14 protein-coding genes are annotated in these 15,693 nt (G+C 64.3%); 5 read left to right on the forward strand and 9 right to left on the reverse strand.

Features of this window, described 5'->3' with window-relative positions:
* Nucleotides 1–167: 167 nt before the first annotated feature.
* The 4 genes from FOC84_RS29565 (at nt 168) to FOC84_RS29580 (ending at nt 5,263) form a co-directional block, all read left to right on the forward strand.
* Nucleotides 168–668: a sigma-70 family RNA polymerase sigma factor gene (locus FOC84_RS29565; RefSeq protein WP_173148564.1), complete on the forward strand. Its 501-nt coding sequence runs from the start codon at nt 168–170 to the stop codon at nt 666–668.
* Nucleotides 669–672: 4 nt separating this feature from the next.
* Nucleotides 673–1,638, forward strand: coding sequence for a FecR domain-containing protein (locus FOC84_RS29570; protein ID WP_173148565.1), 966 nt, complete (start codon nt 673–675; stop codon nt 1,636–1,638).
* A 116-nt stretch (nt 1,639–1,754) separates the two neighbouring features.
* The gene (locus FOC84_RS29575; protein WP_173148567.1) at nt 1,755–4,148 is read left to right on the forward strand and encodes a TonB-dependent siderophore receptor; all 2,394 of its coding nucleotides are present in this window, start codon (nt 1,755–1,757) and stop codon (nt 4,146–4,148) included.
* Nucleotides 4,148–5,263 carry a PepSY-associated TM helix domain-containing protein gene (locus tag FOC84_RS29580; RefSeq protein WP_173148569.1) on the forward strand — a complete coding sequence of 372 codons (1,116 nt, stop codon included), beginning with the start codon at nt 4,148–4,150 and terminating at the stop codon, nt 5,261–5,263. Before FOC84_RS29575 ends, FOC84_RS29580 begins: the two co-directional genes overlap by 1 nt.
* 20 nt (nt 5,264–5,283) lie before the next feature.
* Here the strand turns inward: FOC84_RS29580 and FOC84_RS29585 are convergent, their stop codons facing one another.
* Together FOC84_RS29585 and FOC84_RS29590 are read right to left on the reverse strand one after the other, a co-directional pair.
* On the reverse strand, nt 5,284–7,689 hold the full coding sequence (locus FOC84_RS29585; RefSeq protein WP_173148571.1) for a TonB-dependent siderophore receptor: 2,406 nt from the start codon (nt 7,687–7,689) through the stop codon (nt 5,284–5,286).
* Between the two features lie 106 nt (nt 7,690–7,795).
* Nucleotides 7,796–8,728: a FecR family protein gene (locus FOC84_RS29590; protein ID WP_254241817.1), complete on the reverse strand. Its 933-nt coding sequence runs from the start codon at nt 8,726–8,728 to the stop codon at nt 7,796–7,798.
* Nucleotides 8,729–8,936: 208 nt separating this feature from the next.
* Between FOC84_RS29590 and FOC84_RS29595 the strand changes: the two genes are divergently transcribed.
* Complete coding sequence (locus tag FOC84_RS29595) at nt 8,937–9,425, forward strand: sigma-70 family RNA polymerase sigma factor (RefSeq protein ID WP_173148575.1); 489 nt, start codon at nt 8,937–8,939, stop codon at nt 9,423–9,425.
* A gap of 96 nt (nt 9,426–9,521) precedes the next feature.
* On the opposite strand, the gene arsH is transcribed toward FOC84_RS29595, so the two are convergent.
* From arsH to FOC84_RS29630, 7 genes are all read right to left on the reverse strand, one after another.
* Nucleotides 9,522–10,244: an arsenical resistance protein ArsH gene (arsH, locus tag FOC84_RS29600; RefSeq protein WP_173148577.1), complete on the reverse strand. Its 723-nt coding sequence runs from the start codon at nt 10,242–10,244 to the stop codon at nt 9,522–9,524.
* A gap of 83 nt (nt 10,245–10,327) precedes the next feature.
* Nucleotides 10,328–11,509 carry an MFS transporter gene (locus FOC84_RS29605; protein WP_173148579.1) on the reverse strand — a complete coding sequence of 394 codons (1,182 nt, stop codon included), beginning with the start codon at nt 11,507–11,509 and terminating at the stop codon, nt 10,328–10,330.
* A gap of 5 nt (nt 11,510–11,514) precedes the next feature.
* Nucleotides 11,515–12,594, reverse strand: coding sequence for an ACR3 family arsenite efflux transporter (arsB, locus tag FOC84_RS29610; protein ID WP_173148581.1), 1,080 nt, complete (start codon nt 12,592–12,594; stop codon nt 11,515–11,517).
* A gap of 6 nt (nt 12,595–12,600) precedes the next feature.
* Complete coding sequence (locus FOC84_RS29615) at nt 12,601–13,101, reverse strand: arsenate reductase ArsC (protein WP_173148584.1); 501 nt, start codon at nt 13,099–13,101, stop codon at nt 12,601–12,603.
* Between the two features lie 72 nt (nt 13,102–13,173).
* Nucleotides 13,174–13,500 (reverse strand): ArsR/SmtB family transcription factor, encoded by a 327-nt coding sequence (locus FOC84_RS29620; RefSeq protein WP_173148586.1) that lies wholly within the window; start codon nt 13,498–13,500, stop codon nt 13,174–13,176.
* 98 nt (nt 13,501–13,598) lie between these two features.
* On the reverse strand, nt 13,599–14,939 hold the full coding sequence (locus FOC84_RS29625; RefSeq protein ID WP_173148588.1) for an ATP-binding protein: 1,341 nt from the start codon (nt 14,937–14,939) through the stop codon (nt 13,599–13,601).
* Nucleotides 14,936–15,604 carry a response regulator gene (locus FOC84_RS29630; protein WP_173148590.1) on the reverse strand — a complete coding sequence of 223 codons (669 nt, stop codon included), beginning with the start codon at nt 15,602–15,604 and terminating at the stop codon, nt 14,936–14,938. The genes FOC84_RS29625 and FOC84_RS29630 overlap by 4 nt, the downstream gene beginning before the upstream one ends.
* Between the last annotated feature and the right edge of the window lie 89 nt (nt 15,605–15,693).

The raw sequence follows: 15,693 nt of genomic DNA on the forward strand, positions 1-15,693 counted from the left end.
GGATTCCTTGCGCATCGAGTAGGGCAAGAGAGGTCCCGCGCCGCTCGCTTTTTGTCAGTTCGATACTGCGAACGGTTCTTGGTATCATTTAGCCCTGCTGGCCGCCGGGCTGATACCGGGCAGGCCGCCATCCCGTGTCATCGCGCTGCCTACCGGGGCGTTCCAGCATGTCCAACCCCCTACAGCCGCTCCAGCTACTCTGCGAAACCCACTACGAATGGCTCTGCCAATGGTGGCGGCATCGCCTCGGCCATGGCGATGAAGCATCCGACTTCGCGCACGACACCTTTCTGCGCGTGCTGCGCCATCCCGAGGAAGTCCGCACGCTGCGCCAGCCCAGGGCCTATCTGACAACCATCGCCCGAGGGCTGCTCAACGACCACTGGCGCCGCCGCTCGCTGGAACGCGCCTGGCTGGAGGCCATGGCCGCGTTGCCGCCTGAATTGGAGGCCTCGCCCGAGATGCTGCTGGGCGTGCAGCAGGCGCTGCAACAGCTGGACCGCATGCTCGGCAATCTGGCGCCGCAGGCGCGCGAGGTGTTCGTCCTGTCGCAACTGGAAGGGCTCACCTATGTCGAGATCGCCGCCCGCACCGGCTTGAGCGACCGCACGGTGAAGCGCTACATGGCCCAAGGTTTCGAAATCTGCCTGACCATGCTGGAGGCCTGACGCCATGTCCGCCGCCGAGCCCAAGCCGCTGGATGCCTCGATCATCCGGGAAGCCGCCCGCTGGCTGGTGCGGCTGCACTCCGGCGAGGCCGGACCGGCGGACCATGCCGCCTTCGAACGCTGGCGCCACGGCCATCCCGAGCGCGAGCTCGCCTGGCAGCGGGCCCAGCGCCTGATGCAGCAATTCGACACGGTGCCGGCCTCGCTCGGCGTGCCGCTCCTGACGCGCCCGCCGCAGGTCAGCCGGCGCACGGTGCTGCGCACGCTGGCGGCATTGGGGCTTACGGCGCCCGCCGCCTGGCTGGCCTACCGCATGCATGCCGAGCCGGCAGGCGCCTATCGCACGGCCGTGGGCGAAAACCAGGACCTGCGCCTGGCCGACGGCAGCCAGGTCCACCTGAACACCGATACCGCCATGGATGTGCGCTACTCCGACGAAACGCGCCTGCTGCATCTGCGCGGCGGCGAAGTCTATGTGCGCACGGCCGCCGACCGGGCGGGCAGGACGCGGCCCTTCATCGTCGAGACCCCCCAGGGTCGCATGCGCGCCCTGGGCACCCGTTTCGTGGTCCGGCAATGGGATGACGGCGACGCCCTGACCGAACTCACCGTGCTGGAACACCGCGTGGCGGTCAGCCTGGGGAGCGGGGCGCCAGAGCGGATCTTCAACGCCGGAGAGTCCGTGCGCTTCACGTCCCGCGCCTTCCTGTCCGGCCTGTCCGCGAAGTCGGACACGCCCGGTTGGACGCGCGGCGTGATCGAAGCCGACAACATGCGCCTGGACTCGCTGCTGGCCGAGGTCTCGCGTTACCGGCGCGGCGTGGTGCGTTGCGATCCGGCGCTGGGCGGCCTGCGCGTATCCGGCGTGTTCCGCCTGCAAGACACCGACGCGCTGCTTGCCGTCGTGGCCACGACGCTGGATCTGCGTGTCGTGGCGCGCACTTCGTACTGGGTCACGCTGACGCGCTGAGGCAGCGCCAGGCCATGAAGTTTCACTTGCTTACAATCCTGCTGCCCTCCGCCTGTCCCTTTTGCCAGCGCTCATTCGGCATACCGCCAATTGACGACCTGTAGGGATGTGACCAAGTGGCAGCCGAAGACTATACCCAACCTCGTGTCCTGCGATTGGCCGGATTGACGCTGAGCCTGGCGGCCGCGTTCGCCGCCGCGCCGCCCGCGGCCGCCCAAGACGCGGCCCAAAATACCGCCCCAAGCTCCACACAAACCGCCGCGCAGGACTACCACATCCCGGCAGGCCCGCTGGACCAGGCGCTCTCCGCCTTCGCCAAGGCGGGTGGCATCACGGTTTCGTTCCGTCCCGAGGACACGGGTGGGCTGCGGACTCAGGGCTTGGATGGCAGCTATGGCGTGGACTCCGGTCTGGCCCAGCTACTGTCCGGCACCGGCCTGGTGGCAGTGGAGCAGGGCGGTCAGGGTTATGTGGTGCGCGCGCCGGCCCCTGCGGCCAAGGCCGCGCCGGCCAGCAACGCCAACACGCTGGAGTCGATCCAGGTCAGCGGCGACTGGCTGGGGACCGGCCTGGAGAACAGCGTGCAGACCTTCGGCGGCGCGCGCACGCTCGTCAAACGCGATGAAATCCAGAACAGCGGCGCCACCAGCGTCGCCGACGTGCTGCGCCGCGTGCCGGGCGTGCAGATCAGCGGCAGTACCAGCGCCAGCGGCAGTTCGGTGGGCCTGCATGTCGGCATCCGCGGCCTGAACCCGCGCAACTCGTTCCGCACCACCATGCTGCTGGACGGCATCCCCATGGCCATGGCGCCCTATGGCCAGCCGAACCTGGTGATGTCGCCGACCAGCCTGGGCAACATCGAGGCCATCGACGTGGTGCGCGGCGGCGGGGCAGTGCGCTACGGCCCGCAAAACGTGGGCGGCGTGATCAACTTCAAGACCCGCTCGATTCCGACCACCAGCGGACTCACCGCCGAGGCCTCTGCCCGCTACAACATCTTCAGCCAGGGCGGCACCAACACCCAGTACACCGGCTTCCTGGGCACGCAGTTCGAAAACGGACTGGGCGTGGCGCTGATGTATTCCGGCATGGACGGCGAGCAATGGCGCGACGCCAGCCATGACCGCTACAACGATGTGGCGCTGAAGTGGCGCTTCGAGCTGACCCCGACCTCGGAAATCTACGGCAAGTTCGCCCATTACGACGTCAAGTCCATGACGCCGGGCGGCCTGAGCGTGGCGCAATACCGCGACGATCCGTTCCAGAACACCCATCCGACCGACTACTGGAAGGGCCAGCGCGACCAGGTCGACATTGGCTACCTCAACTCCATCTCTGACACCCAGGAGTTCGAGGCGCGCGTCTATCACTACGACAGCTCGCGCCAGAGCTCGCTGATCAACGCCACGGCGGGCCGCAACGACTATCAACCCCGCAACAACCAGGTGCTGGGCATAGAGCCGCGCTACACGCAGCGCCTGGAATGGGGCCCGACCACACACGACGTGACCATCGGGTATCGCTACATCCACGAAACCGGCCAGGACCGGCGCTATACGGAATCCCTGGCCACAGGCCAGCGCATCGGCGCAGCCCAGGTCTTCGACAACGAAACCGAAGCGCACTCCATCTATCTGGACGACCGCATCGCCTACGGCAATTGGCGGGTGACGCCCGGCGTGCGCTATGAACACATCCGCACCAACCGCCAGCCCAGCGGCACCGCCCGCGACACGCCGTTCGACCTGCGCAACAGCCGCGGCCTGCCGTCGCTGAACGTCGCCTATCTGGTCGACGACGCGTTGACGCTCTATACCAACTACAACACCTCGTTCGGCGCGGTGCAGTACACGCAGCTGAACTCGATGTCGGCGTCCAACCCGCTCAGTCCCGAAGTCGCCAAGACCATCGAAGCCGGCCTGCGCTATTCGGGCGAGCAGACCCACACCGAATTCACCGTCTTCAACCTGAAGTTCGACAACCAGATCCTGTCGATTCCCGGCACCAACCCGGCGGTCTTCCGCAATCTGGGCGCGACCACCCACAACGGCGTCGAATTCGCCATCGACTACGACTTCGACAAATCCGGGCCGCTCGCCGGCCTGAACCTCTACGCCAACTACACCTACGTGCGCGCCATCCAGAAATCCGGTGAATTCGAAGGCAAGGACGTGCCGTTCTATTCGCGCCAGACCGGCACGCTGGGCGGACGCTACACCCGCAATAACTGGACCTTCAACCTGTACACCACGGCGCAGAGCGGCCAGTACTCCGACACGGCCAACACCGAAGAGGAGAACGCCGCCGCCACCAACGGCCGCGTGCCCGGCTTCAGCGTCTGGAACACGCAGCTCAGCTACAAGTTGCCGCAATGGAAGGGCAGCGAGTTGGCCCTGGGCGTGAACAACCTGTTTGACCGCCGCTACTACACCCGCAACGTCGACACCAACGGCGGCCGCATGGTCGGCGCGCCGCGCATGGTCTACCTGCAGGCGCGCCTGGCTTACTGATGCCCAGGCGCATCTGGCTGCTCTGCCATCGCTGGGTCGCGCTGGGCCTGGGCGGGATCCTGATCCTGTCCGGCCTGACCGGCGCCTTCCTCGTGGGCGCCCGGCCCCTGGACAAGCTGCTGCATCCGGAGTTTTTCCGGGCCGATAGCGCAGGCGGCAGCCAGCAGGCCTCGTTCGAGTCCATGCGCCGCGATCTGGCCGCCGACTTCGGCCCGCAAGCCTCCTACACCTTCCGCCCGCCGCGCGAATCCGGTGAAACCATGCAGGTCAGGGTGAGGGCGCCGGGCGCCTGGGACGGCACGGTCTTTCTCGATCCGGCCAGCGGCCGGGAACAAGGCAGAAGGGGAGACGACGAAGGCATCGTCGCCCTGGTCTACAAACTGCACAGCGCCTTGATGCTGGAACGGACCGGAAAAGCCGTGCTCGCCTGGACAGCGCTGGCCTATCTGGTCCTGACGGTGTCGGGCCTGATCGTATGGTGGCCGCGCAGATGGCCGCCTTCCTTGCGCATCGCCTTCGACAAAGGCGCATTGCGGGCCTGGTTCGACCTGCACCGCAACGGCGGCGCCATCCTGGCGCTGCTGCTGGCGGTATGCATGGCCAGCGGCGCCTATCTGGCATGGCGGCCCATGGGCGGCTGGATCACGCTGGCCAGCGGCCAGGTCCCGGTCGTGGCGCCCAAGCTGCCGGAGCAGCCCGCAGGCGCTATCCAGGTCAGGTCCCTGGACGAACTGGCCGCCGCCGCCCGGAAGGCATTTCCGGACGGCGCGATAGGCTATCTGCTCTACACGCCGCGCACTGACCGGCCCCTGGCCATACGCATGCGCGTACCCGACGATCCGCACCCCAACGGCCGCTCCACCGTCTGGCTCGACCCGCGCGACGGCAAAGTGCTGGCTGCGCAGCGCTGGAACCAGCTGGATCCGGGCGCCCGCATCAACTCGGTGCTTTATCCGCTGCACACGGGAGAGTTGGGCGGGGTGGCCGGGGAAACCATCGTGGCCTTGCTCGGTCTGGGCCTGGGCGTGCTGGGCATCAGCGGCCTCTGGCTGTGGTGGCGCAGACGCACATTGAAAGCCCAGACGAAAAAAGCCCAGGCCCACGTCCCTGGATGACTCCGCCTGACGTGCGCTTGCTACCACTTGTACGTCACGCGGCCCAGCACCGTGCGGCGTTCGCCATAGAAGCAGGCATAGGTGCAAGACGCCACATATTCCTTGTCGAAGAGATTGCGCACCGTCAAGTCCACGCTCAAGCCCTTGAAGGCGGGATTCCGCGCACCCAGGTCATAGCGCAATGCCGCGTCGACCACCGTGTAATCGCCCACCTTGGCGGTATTGCCGGTATTGAAGGTGGAGCCCAGGTAGCGCACGCCGGCGCCCACGTTCAGCCCGCCCAGGGCACCTTGCTGGACCGTGTAGTCCGACCACAGCGACGCCATGTTGCGCGGCACGGCCTCCGGCGTCGCGCCCTGGGTGGACGTATTGCTCTTGGTGACCTCGGCGTCTGTATAGGTGTAGGCCGCGACGACGTTCCAGCCCTTGACGACTTCCGCGGTCGCGGACAGTTCCACGCCGCGGGAGCGGACTTCGCCAGTCTGCACGTTGTAGATCGGATTATCCAGGTCGCTGGTGGGAACGTTCGTCCGCGTCAGTTCGAACAGCGACGCAGTCAGGAACGAGTTGGAGCCTGCGGGCTGGTACTTCAGCCCGACTTCCCATTGCTTGCCCTCCGTGGGGTCGAACGGCGCCGTGCCCCGGGCGGGTGAAGTGGTGCCGGTCTGCGGCTGAAACGAGGTCGAGTAGCTGACATAAGGCGACAAGCCGTTGTCCGCCAGGTACAACAGGCCAGCGCGCCAGGTAAACGCATTGTCCGACGTGCGCGTGACGGTGTTATTGAGCTTGTTCAGGGTTTTGCCGGTCGCATCGTCGTAGCGGCCACTCAGCACCATGACGAATTTTTCGTCGAACTTGATCTGATCCTGGACATAGATCCCGGTCTGCGCCCGCGTCTCGACCGTATGCAAATTCGGGGTGGCGGGAATGTTTACCGGCGAGCCATAGCGTGGGTTGAAGAAATCGATCGGCGCCAGGTTGTTGTATCCGGCGTATTGCTCGCGAGTCAGCGAGGTCTGCGTATAGTCCAGGCCGAACAGCACATCGTGCTTGAAGCGGCCAGAAGTCCAGGTCGCATTGAACTGGTTGTCGACGCTGGTGCCGTGGGCGTCGTCGTCCCGCCGGTAGGCGCCGCGCTCCGCGGTACTGAAGTTGCTGCCGGGCACCCACGACCACCAGTACGCGTGATTCACGCGGTTGCGCGACTGCGCATACGTCAGGTTCTGCTTGAACTGCCACGTTTCATTTAAGCGGTGCGCAAATTGATAGCCCAGCGTTTCAACTTCCTGGTCCCACTTGCTCCAGTCCGGTTCGCCGGTGTACCGGTCCGAAGGGATGCGGCCATTGGGGTTGTACTTGACCGTGCCCTCCAGCGGATAGCCCGCGTTGTTGGTCGTCTTGTTCTTCATGTAGCTGGCCAGCACGGTCAGCGTGGTGTCCGGCTTGATCCGCCACGTCAGCGCGGGCGCGAAGAAATGACGATCATCCGGGATATGGTCGATCATGGTGTCGCTATCGCGGACCAAGCCCGTCAAGCGATAGGACAGCTTGCCGTTCGCGTCCAGCGGGCCGCCGAAGTCGCCCGCCAATTGCTTGTTGTTGTATGAGCCGCCGCTGACCTGGATTTCATGCAGTGGCGTGTCCGTTGGCCGCTTGGACACGGTATTGACGATGCCGCCCGGCGCCGCCTGGCCGTACAACACCGAGGCCGGTCCCTTGACGATCTCGATCCGGTCCAGGCCGTAGGGCTCGGCCGCCGCACTGTAGTGGGGCAGGGGCAGCTTCAAGCCGTCCCGGAACATCACCCCCGGGTTGGTTCGCACATCGAAGCCACGGATGATGAACGGGTCGTCCGTCCGGTTGAACCCTTCCTGGACCACGATGCCGGGCGTGTACCTGACGGCGTCGCCCAGCGTCTGGGGATTCTGCTCGCGTATTTGTGCAGCGGTCACCACCGAGATCGACTGCGGCACCTCGATCAGCGGCGTGTCCGTCTTGGTGCCCGCCGAACTATAGGTGGCCACGAAAGTATCGGAATCCGGCTGTTGGGCCAACACCGTGATGGGCGCGAGCGTGGAAGTCGAAGCGCCGCGCGTCAAAGTGATGGTGTTGTTGCTGATCGAGTAGCGGATATCCCGGCCGCGCAGCAGCTGGTCCAGCGCTTGGGCGGGCTCCATGCGGCCGGAAATGCCGGAACTGCGCTGGCCTTGCACCAAATCCTGGCTGTAGAGCACTTGCAGGTTGGCCTGCTGGCCCAGCGCGTGCAGCGCCTGCGCAAGAGGTTGGGCAGGGATGTCGATGTCTACCGGGGCGGCCTGTGCCACCACGCTTGCGCCAGCAAGCAAGCCCGCCGCGAAAAGCCGTTGCGGGTGAGTGGGCCGCGAAAAAACCGCAAGAAGGCGTACAGCCAGAAAACGGACGCGCATGATGGAGCACCAAGTATTGGATTTAAATGAGACTGAAAATGAATACCAATACCTAAGACGCTGGGGCTCGCCTTTTTAGGAACAGAAAAACGTAAATAAATGTAATTTACGGGGCGCGGGAGGCAGGCACCAGCATGAGACCGCCGTCACTGCCGCGCTGCGTACGCACGGGAAGAATGCCGGGGAGGGCACGCGCCAGTTCCGCGGCATTGCGTGTGTCATAAGTCCCGCCCAGCCGCAGCCCGCCGATCGACGGGTCGACGGAGGTGTACTGTTCATCCGCAGGCAGGTAGCGGTTCAGCTGCATGACCGCATCGCGCAGCGTCGTATCGTTCAGCACCAGCTTGCCGTGGCGCCAGGCCGCTATCTCGCTTTCCTGGACGGGCCGCAGCCACGGGGCGCCGCGCTCGCTGTAGCGGGCCTGGGTCATCGGCCGCAGCCGTAACGCCTTGACAAGCCCGCTTGCCGGGGCTGCCTGCACCTCGACGCTGCCTTCCAACAGCGTCACGATGACCGTTTCGCCCGATTTGAAGACATTGAATGCGGTGCCTGTGACCGTGATCGTGCCGCGCCCGGCCTCCACCACGAAAGGGTGCTCGGCGTCATGGGTGACGCGGAAGAACGCTTCGCCGTCATCCAGGCGGACGCGGCGGGCGTCGCGATAATTCCGATAGACCAGCGAGCTGTTCACGTTCAGGTCGACTTCGGTGCCATCACTCATTTCGACGGTCTGCGCCAACTGCGCGCTGCTGTAGCGATGGTATGAACTAGGCAGCCAGGCGAACGACCAGCCCAGCGCCCAGACAGCGGCACTGGCCGCACTGGCCACGGCCGCCAGGCGCAACAAGCGGCGAGCAGCAGGGGCTCGCCGGGCCGGCTGTTGCGCGGCGGGCAATCCGCCCGAGGCAGGCAGCTCGCGCGAGATCGACCATAGCTGTTGCACTGCCTCGAACTCGCGCGCATGCCGCGGATCAGCGTCCAACCAGCGCTGCAGGGCAATCAAATCCTGCTCGGTACAAGCGCCGTCATTCACACGCACGCACCATTCCACCGCCTGTTCGGTCAGGATGTCATCCTGCGCACGGGTCGTTGGGGAAGGGTTTGCTGACATCGCAGTTAAAGAGAATGAGATTTGTTACACTTGCGGCGTGGCGATCGCCAGAAAGATATCTGGCGGCATGGCTGCACATTATGCAGGATCCTACGGCGTGGCATCACCACCATGGCGGCACGAGGGGGATAGGTCGATGGAGCAGTACTACAAGGAATTGCTGCGCTTTCTGGCACGCAAGCTGGGCAATTCGCACGATGCCGCTGACGTCGTGCAGGAGACCTATGCGCGGGTGCTGGGCCGCGATGGCGGCGCCGCCATCGAACAGCCTCGCGCCTTCCTGTTCCGAGCCGCCATCAATCTGTCGCTGGACCTGCGCCGCCAGCAGCTTGCGCAGGCCACCTTGCCATTGGACGCACAGGCCGAATCCCAACCGTGCCCGGCAGCGGGGCTGGAAGACCGGGCCTACCGGCGTCAGCAGCTTTCACGCCTGGACCGGGCGCTGGCCGAGCTGCCGGCCAATTGCCGCCAGGCCTTCCTGATGCGCCAGGTGGAAGGGCTGTCGCACCAGGAGATCGCGTCGCGACTGGACATCTCGCGCGATATGGTTGGCAAGCATATCGTGCGTGCGCTGCGCCATTGCCGCCTACGGATGCGCGCCTGGGAGAGCACAAGTGGCGACTGAATTTCCGCTGGGCAGTTGGCTTGATGGGACGGCGAACGCCCAATTAAGCAAATGTTTTCACCACCGATGCCCTTGCCATGAATCCCCGAGATCGGCCTAGATAGACGCTTGCTTCATCCTGCGCGACAGCGTCGTGGCAGTCTCCTTGCGTTCGCTGTAGCGGTCCACGAGATAGGGCGACGCATCGCGCGTAAGCAGAGTGAACTTCATCAGCTCCTCGACAACATCCACGATGCGATCGTAATAGGGTGAGGGTTTCATCCGCCCCACGTCATCGAATTCCTGGTAAGCCTTGGCCACTGACGACTGATTCGGAATGGTCAACATGCGCATCCAGCGCCCCAGCACCCGCATCTGGTTCACGGCGTTGAAGGACTGCGATCCGCCCGACACCTGCATCACCGCCAGCGTCTTGCCCTGAGTGGGGCGCAGCGCGCCCACCGACAGCGGAATCCAGTCGACCTGGGTCTTCATCAACCCCGTCATCGCGCCGTGGCGCTCAGGCGAACTCCAGACCATGCCTTCGGCCCACTGGACCAGCTCATGCAGCTCCCGCACTTTGGGATGGTCTTCGCTGGCGTCATCGACCAGCGGCAGCCCCGAGGGATTGAACAGCCGGGTCTCGCCCCCCAGCGCCCGAAGCAGGCGCGCCGCTTCCTCAGCCACCAGGCGGCTATAGGAACGCTCGCGCAACGACCCATACAGCAGCAGGAACCGCGGCGCGTGCATGGCCCGCGTGGCAGGAAACAGCCCGGCCTCGCTGGGCGGATGGAACAACGACGGATCGATATTGGGCAAATCGGCCAAGGCTTCAGACATGGGCCACCTCCGCGCCGATGCAGGCCACAACGGTCTTCTGGATCAACTTCATGCAACACCTCTGTACATACAACACTGAAACTTCAATGAATCGAAGGCCGGGCGCGCAGCAGCAATAGGGCTGCAAAGGCACTCAAACCTATCCCTCCGGACAACCACAACGCATTGGCCCCCCAGCTATCCAGCGCCAGCCCGAAAAGAAACGGTGCTAGCGCCTGCGCAACGCGCGCCGGCATCATCAGCCAGCCTTGGCGCGCGCCATAGCCCTGAGGGCCGAACAGCGCAAGCGGCAAGGTGCCCTTGGCGATGGTCAGGATGCCGTTGCCCGCCCCATGCAGGATGGCGAACAGCGGCGCCATTACCGGACCGCCGCCCAGCAGCACGGCGACGCCAGCCGGATGAGCCAGGGCGGCAAGCCTCGCCGACAGCAAGGGATGGACCCGCCGCAGGAAGCCGAACTCCAGCAGGCGGCCTGCCACCTGCGCGGGACCGATGAGCGCGCCCACCGCCACGGCCGCGGCAAGCGTGGCGCCCGTGGCTTCCAGCATGCGCGGCAAATGCGTGGCCATCGCCGTGCTGATGAACCACGTCGCCGCAAACACGAAGGCGAGGAGGGCCGTGGCATACCCCTGCTGCCACGGCCCTGGAGGAGAGGAGGGGCCCTCCTGCGCACAGTCCGGAGGATCTTGCGTTCGAGCCGCGGCCGGCGCCTTCGGAAACCATGCGTTCAACGGCAGGCCGACCAGCAGGTGCAAGCCTGCCCAGCCCAGGCATGCACCGCGCCAACCGAATTGCGCTTCCATCCAGGCCGAAAGCGGCCATCCCACCGTGCTGGCGAAACCGGCGATCAGCGTGATCCCCGTGATGGCGCCGCGGGCATGATGGCCGTACAGGCGCACCAAGCTGGAGAAGGCAGCCTCGTACAGCCCGGCCCCCATCGCCACGCCGATGACGAGCCAGGCGGCAACCATGGTCCAGAGGCCCTGGGCGGCGCCCAGCAAGCCGAGCCCCAACGCAAACAGCAAGCTCGTGCCAGCCAGGACGACGCGCCCGCCATGACGGTCGATCGCTTGCCCGGCCCACGGACCGACCACGGCCGAGGCCACCATCGCAGCGGAAAAGGCCGCATACACTGCCGGCGCCGGCACCCCCAGGTCGCGGGCAATCGGATCCGCCAGCATCGCCGGCAGGTAATAGGATGACGCCCAGGCCAGCGTCTGGGCCGTGCCCAGCGAACCGACGACGTGTACGGGAGCGCGCTGCACGAGAATCAGTTCCGCTGGATGCCGGCGTCGTACCAGCCTTTGCTCCGGTTGACGATCCGCACCACCAACAACATGACCGGCACTTCGATGAGCACCCCCACGACGGTCGCCAGCGCGGCGCCAGACTGGAATCCGAACAGGCTGATTGCGGCCGCGACGGCGAGTTCGAAGAAGTTGGATGCCCCGATCAACGCGGACGGACACGCAATGCTGTGCTTCTCGCCCACGCGGCGATTGAGCCAGTACGCCACCCCCGAGTTGAAGAACACCTGGATGAGTATCGGCACGGCCAGCATCGCGATCACCAATGGCTGGCCAAGAATGGCTTCGCCCTGGAACGCGAACAGCAGTACCAGCGTCAGCAGCAAGGCCGCCATCGAGAATGGCCCGATACGCTCCAGCGCCGCCTCGAAGACCGCCTGGCCGCGGCGCAATAGCGCGCGGCGCAATAGCTGCGCCAGGAGCACCGGAATCACGATGTACAGGCCCACGGAAACGAGCAGCGTATCCCATGGCACCGTGATGGCTGACAGCCCCAGCAACAGCCCGACCACAGGTGCGAAGGCGAACACCATGATCGTGTCATTCAGCGCCACCTGAGACAGCGTGAACACGGGATCGCCATCCGTCAGCCGGCTCCAGACGAAGACCATGGCGGTGCAGGGCGCAGCCGCCAGAAGGATCAGGCCCGCGATGTAGCTGTCGAGCTGGTCGGCCGGCAACCACGGTGAAAAGACCTGGCGGATGAACAACCAGCCCAGGAAGGCCATTGAAAACGGCTTCACCGCCCAGTTGATGAACAGCGTCACGCCGATGCCGCGCCAATGCTGCCCGACCTGGCCCAGCGCCCCGAAATCGACCTTGAGCAGCATCGGAATGATCATGATCCAGATCAGAAGCCCGACCGGAAGGTTTACCTGCGCAACTTCCAGCCGCCCGATGGCCTGGAACAAGGTCGGCATGAGCTGGCCCAGCGTCACGCCCAGCGCAATGCAGAGGAAGACCCAGAGCGTGAGGTAGCGTTCGAAAATGCTCATCGCGGGGCGCTGGCGCGCAAGCGACGCCGCCTGTGTGCTGCATGTCATCGGTTTTTACTCGCGGGACTGACCGATGCCGCGCAGCTCGGCCTGGAGTGACATGGCGTCGAGGCGGTCCAGCGGCAAAGACAGGAACAGTTCGAGGCGGCGCTTGAGCATCCGCGCGGCATCTTGGAAGGCCCTGAGGCGCTCGTCCTCGCCGCCTTCATGCGCGGCAGGATCCGGCACGCCCCAATGCGCCGTCATCGGATGGCCTGGCCATACGGGGCAGGCTTCACCCGCCGCGTTGTCACAAACCGTGATGATGAAATCCATTTTCGGAGCGCCGGGGGAAGCGAACTCATCCCAGCTCTTGCTCCTGTAGCCCGCTATGGGCAGCGTATAGGATTTGAGGGTGGCGAGAGCGAGCGCATGGACCTCGCCCTTGGGAGTGCTGCCGGCGGAGTACGCGCGGAAGCGATCGCCGCCCAGCCCATTAAGCAGCCCTTCGGCAAGAATCGAGCGCGCGGAGTTGCCGGTGCAGAGAAAGAGCACATTGAAAGAAGAGTCTGACATGGGAGTTCCTGGTAGCAGCGGGTAAGGGAGTTGGTGTTCGGCACGCAGCAACCGGCCGCTGGCTCAGACAGCTCAGCAGGCTGTGCAGGCTCCCGGATCGGACACCTCGCACGGGGTGTTCTGGCAGCAGTGTTCGGTGAGATAACCCAGCAGCCCGTTCATGTGAGAGAAGTCGGCGCGGTAGATCAGGTTGCGACCCTGTTGCTCGACGGAGACCAGGCCGGCGTGCGCAAGCTCCTTCAGATGGAAGGACAGCGTGTTGCGCGCGAGGCCCAGCTGTTCGGCCATAACGCTGGGCGTAAGGCCGCCAAGGCCAACCACGACCAGGGCGCGAAACACGCGTAGGCGTTGGGCATGAGCCAAGGCACTGAGGGCGGAGACCGCTTGATCTTCATTCATAAATTCAATAATACAACGATTATTGAATTAATTGTGGAATCACAACTGCGAAGGGCCACAAGCGCAGCGTGCTGACGTGGAAGTGCACCCATGGAAGTTCACTGAACAAGCGGGAAACATGGAAGCACAAGTTCCGCAGTCAGGCCTCCACCTTCTCGGGGCTTTAGATTCAGCGTCCCCCCGAATCGCTCGGCGATGGCATGCACGATCGAGATACCAAGACCAGCGCCGTCGTTGCGGCTTCGGCCTTGGTCTGCGCGCCAGAAGCGTCGACCAATTTTGGAGACTTGATCTTCACTGAGCCCCGGCCCGCGGTCGGCCACGATGACACGGCATTGTCGAGTCGGGGACTCGAAGTGCGCCACGACTTCGACAGGCATGTCTTCGGGAGAGTAGCGGATTGCATTGTCCACAAGGTTTCGGACGGCAGCCTCCAGCATCCCGCGGGGAATCGGGCTACCACTATCGGAGCCATGGACGGAAAGCGCCAAGCGTACCTGTGCTTCGACAGTTGTTGCATTGATGACGCTGGCGATGACTTCCTGGATGGATGCGCACCTGTCTTCCAGGTTGATTGATGCCTCGGCACGAGCAAGAACCATCATTTGGTCGAGGGTGCGCCGCAAGCGCCTTACGCCTTCTTCGGCGCTGCAAAGTGAAGACTCCGCTTCTTCGCCTTCAGTCAGCCTGGCCACTTGCAGATGGGTATCGATCACGGTCAGAGGGGTTCGCAACTCATGCGCTGCCGCATCCGTAAACGCCCGCTGGCTTGAGAGTGCCTGGGCCAGGCGTCCCAATAGTCCGTTCATCGCATCCAGGACCGGACGAAGCTCCGTTGGCGGCTTCGCGACCGCAATAGGCGTGGTGTCGTCCGTCTCTTTGACCCGCAATTGCATGCGCAAGGCTTGCAGCGGCGCAAGGCCTTGCCCAATACCGATCCAAAGAGCAGCCAGTCCGCCAAGAAGTGCAATCAGGAATGGCACGCCTGCCGCAAACAGCAACTCATTGATCAGCGTGTTCCTTTGATCAACACGATCCGCTGTCGTTATTTGGTAGCCGTCGTCACGAAGCACATAAATCCGCCATTCGTGACCCTCTATCATGCGCGTGCTGTAACCGCCAGGCAGGCTTTCGAAGTCCGAGGCCGGGCTGCCGTTGGTGCGCGCCAGGACTTCACCGCGAAGTGCGCGAATCTCGCAAGCGATTCCTTCGCTGCCATTGACACGGACTGCTTGCGCGAAATCCGCCGGCTTGGCGTTGGGGTCCATCACCGAGCCTGCAAGCAGGCCAGAGACCATGCGAGCCGACATGGCCAGCCGGCCGTCGAGTGTACGGGCAACGTCGGCGCGCACGCCCAGCATCATCCAGGCGGCTGCCGCCGCCCATAAAACCATAAGAGAAATGCCTGCGATCAGGACGGCACGAAGACGCAAACTCATGCGCTGAGCCTCCAACCCAGCCGGTATCCCAAACCACGCGAAGTTTCAATCACTTCAGCGCCGAGCTTGCGGCGCAGGTTGTGGATATGGACGTTGAGCGCGTTGCTGCTCACTTCCTCGCCCAGCCCGTACAGGCGTTCGTTGAGCACATCAGGAGGAATCCACCTCGCATTGGCCGCGGCCAGATGCGCCAGCAGATCCACCTCGCGACGCGATAGGGAAATGGCTTGGTTTTCCAGCCAGGCAAGGCCGCTTTCGGGTTCCAGGCGCAATGGTCCCGCCGTAATGATCTGGGCTGCGCGCCCCTGTGTGCGTCTGACCAGCGCATGTAATCGCGCTGCCAGTTCGCGCAGATCAAACGGTTTGGTCATGTAGTCGTCGGCGCCCTGGTGCAGGCCCGCGATCCTGTGGTCTATGGCATCTCGGGCGGACAGTATCAGCACGGGTAAACACGGTTCAATGGTTCGCACGGCAGAGAGCAATTCCATTCCGTCACGGTCTGGAAGTCCCAGGTCGAGCACCAAGGCATTGAAGGAGTTTTCCGTTTGGGCGGTTTCAGCTTCAACGGCCGTGCAAACGTGGTGCACCGTGATGCCATGCGCGCGTAAGCCAGCCACGATTCCTTTGCCGATCAGTTCGTCGTCTTCTACCAGCAATACCCGCATTTGAATCCCAATCTGCTGCAACCAAGGGCCTATATGTTAGGCCAGAACTCTTCAGCGAAGAATGGCCGGCGCCCTGATTCCCGACCATT

This window comes from Achromobacter pestifer (assembly GCF_013267355.1).
Taxonomy (GTDB): Bacteria; Pseudomonadota; Gammaproteobacteria; order Burkholderiales; family Burkholderiaceae_B; genus Achromobacter; species Achromobacter pestifer_A.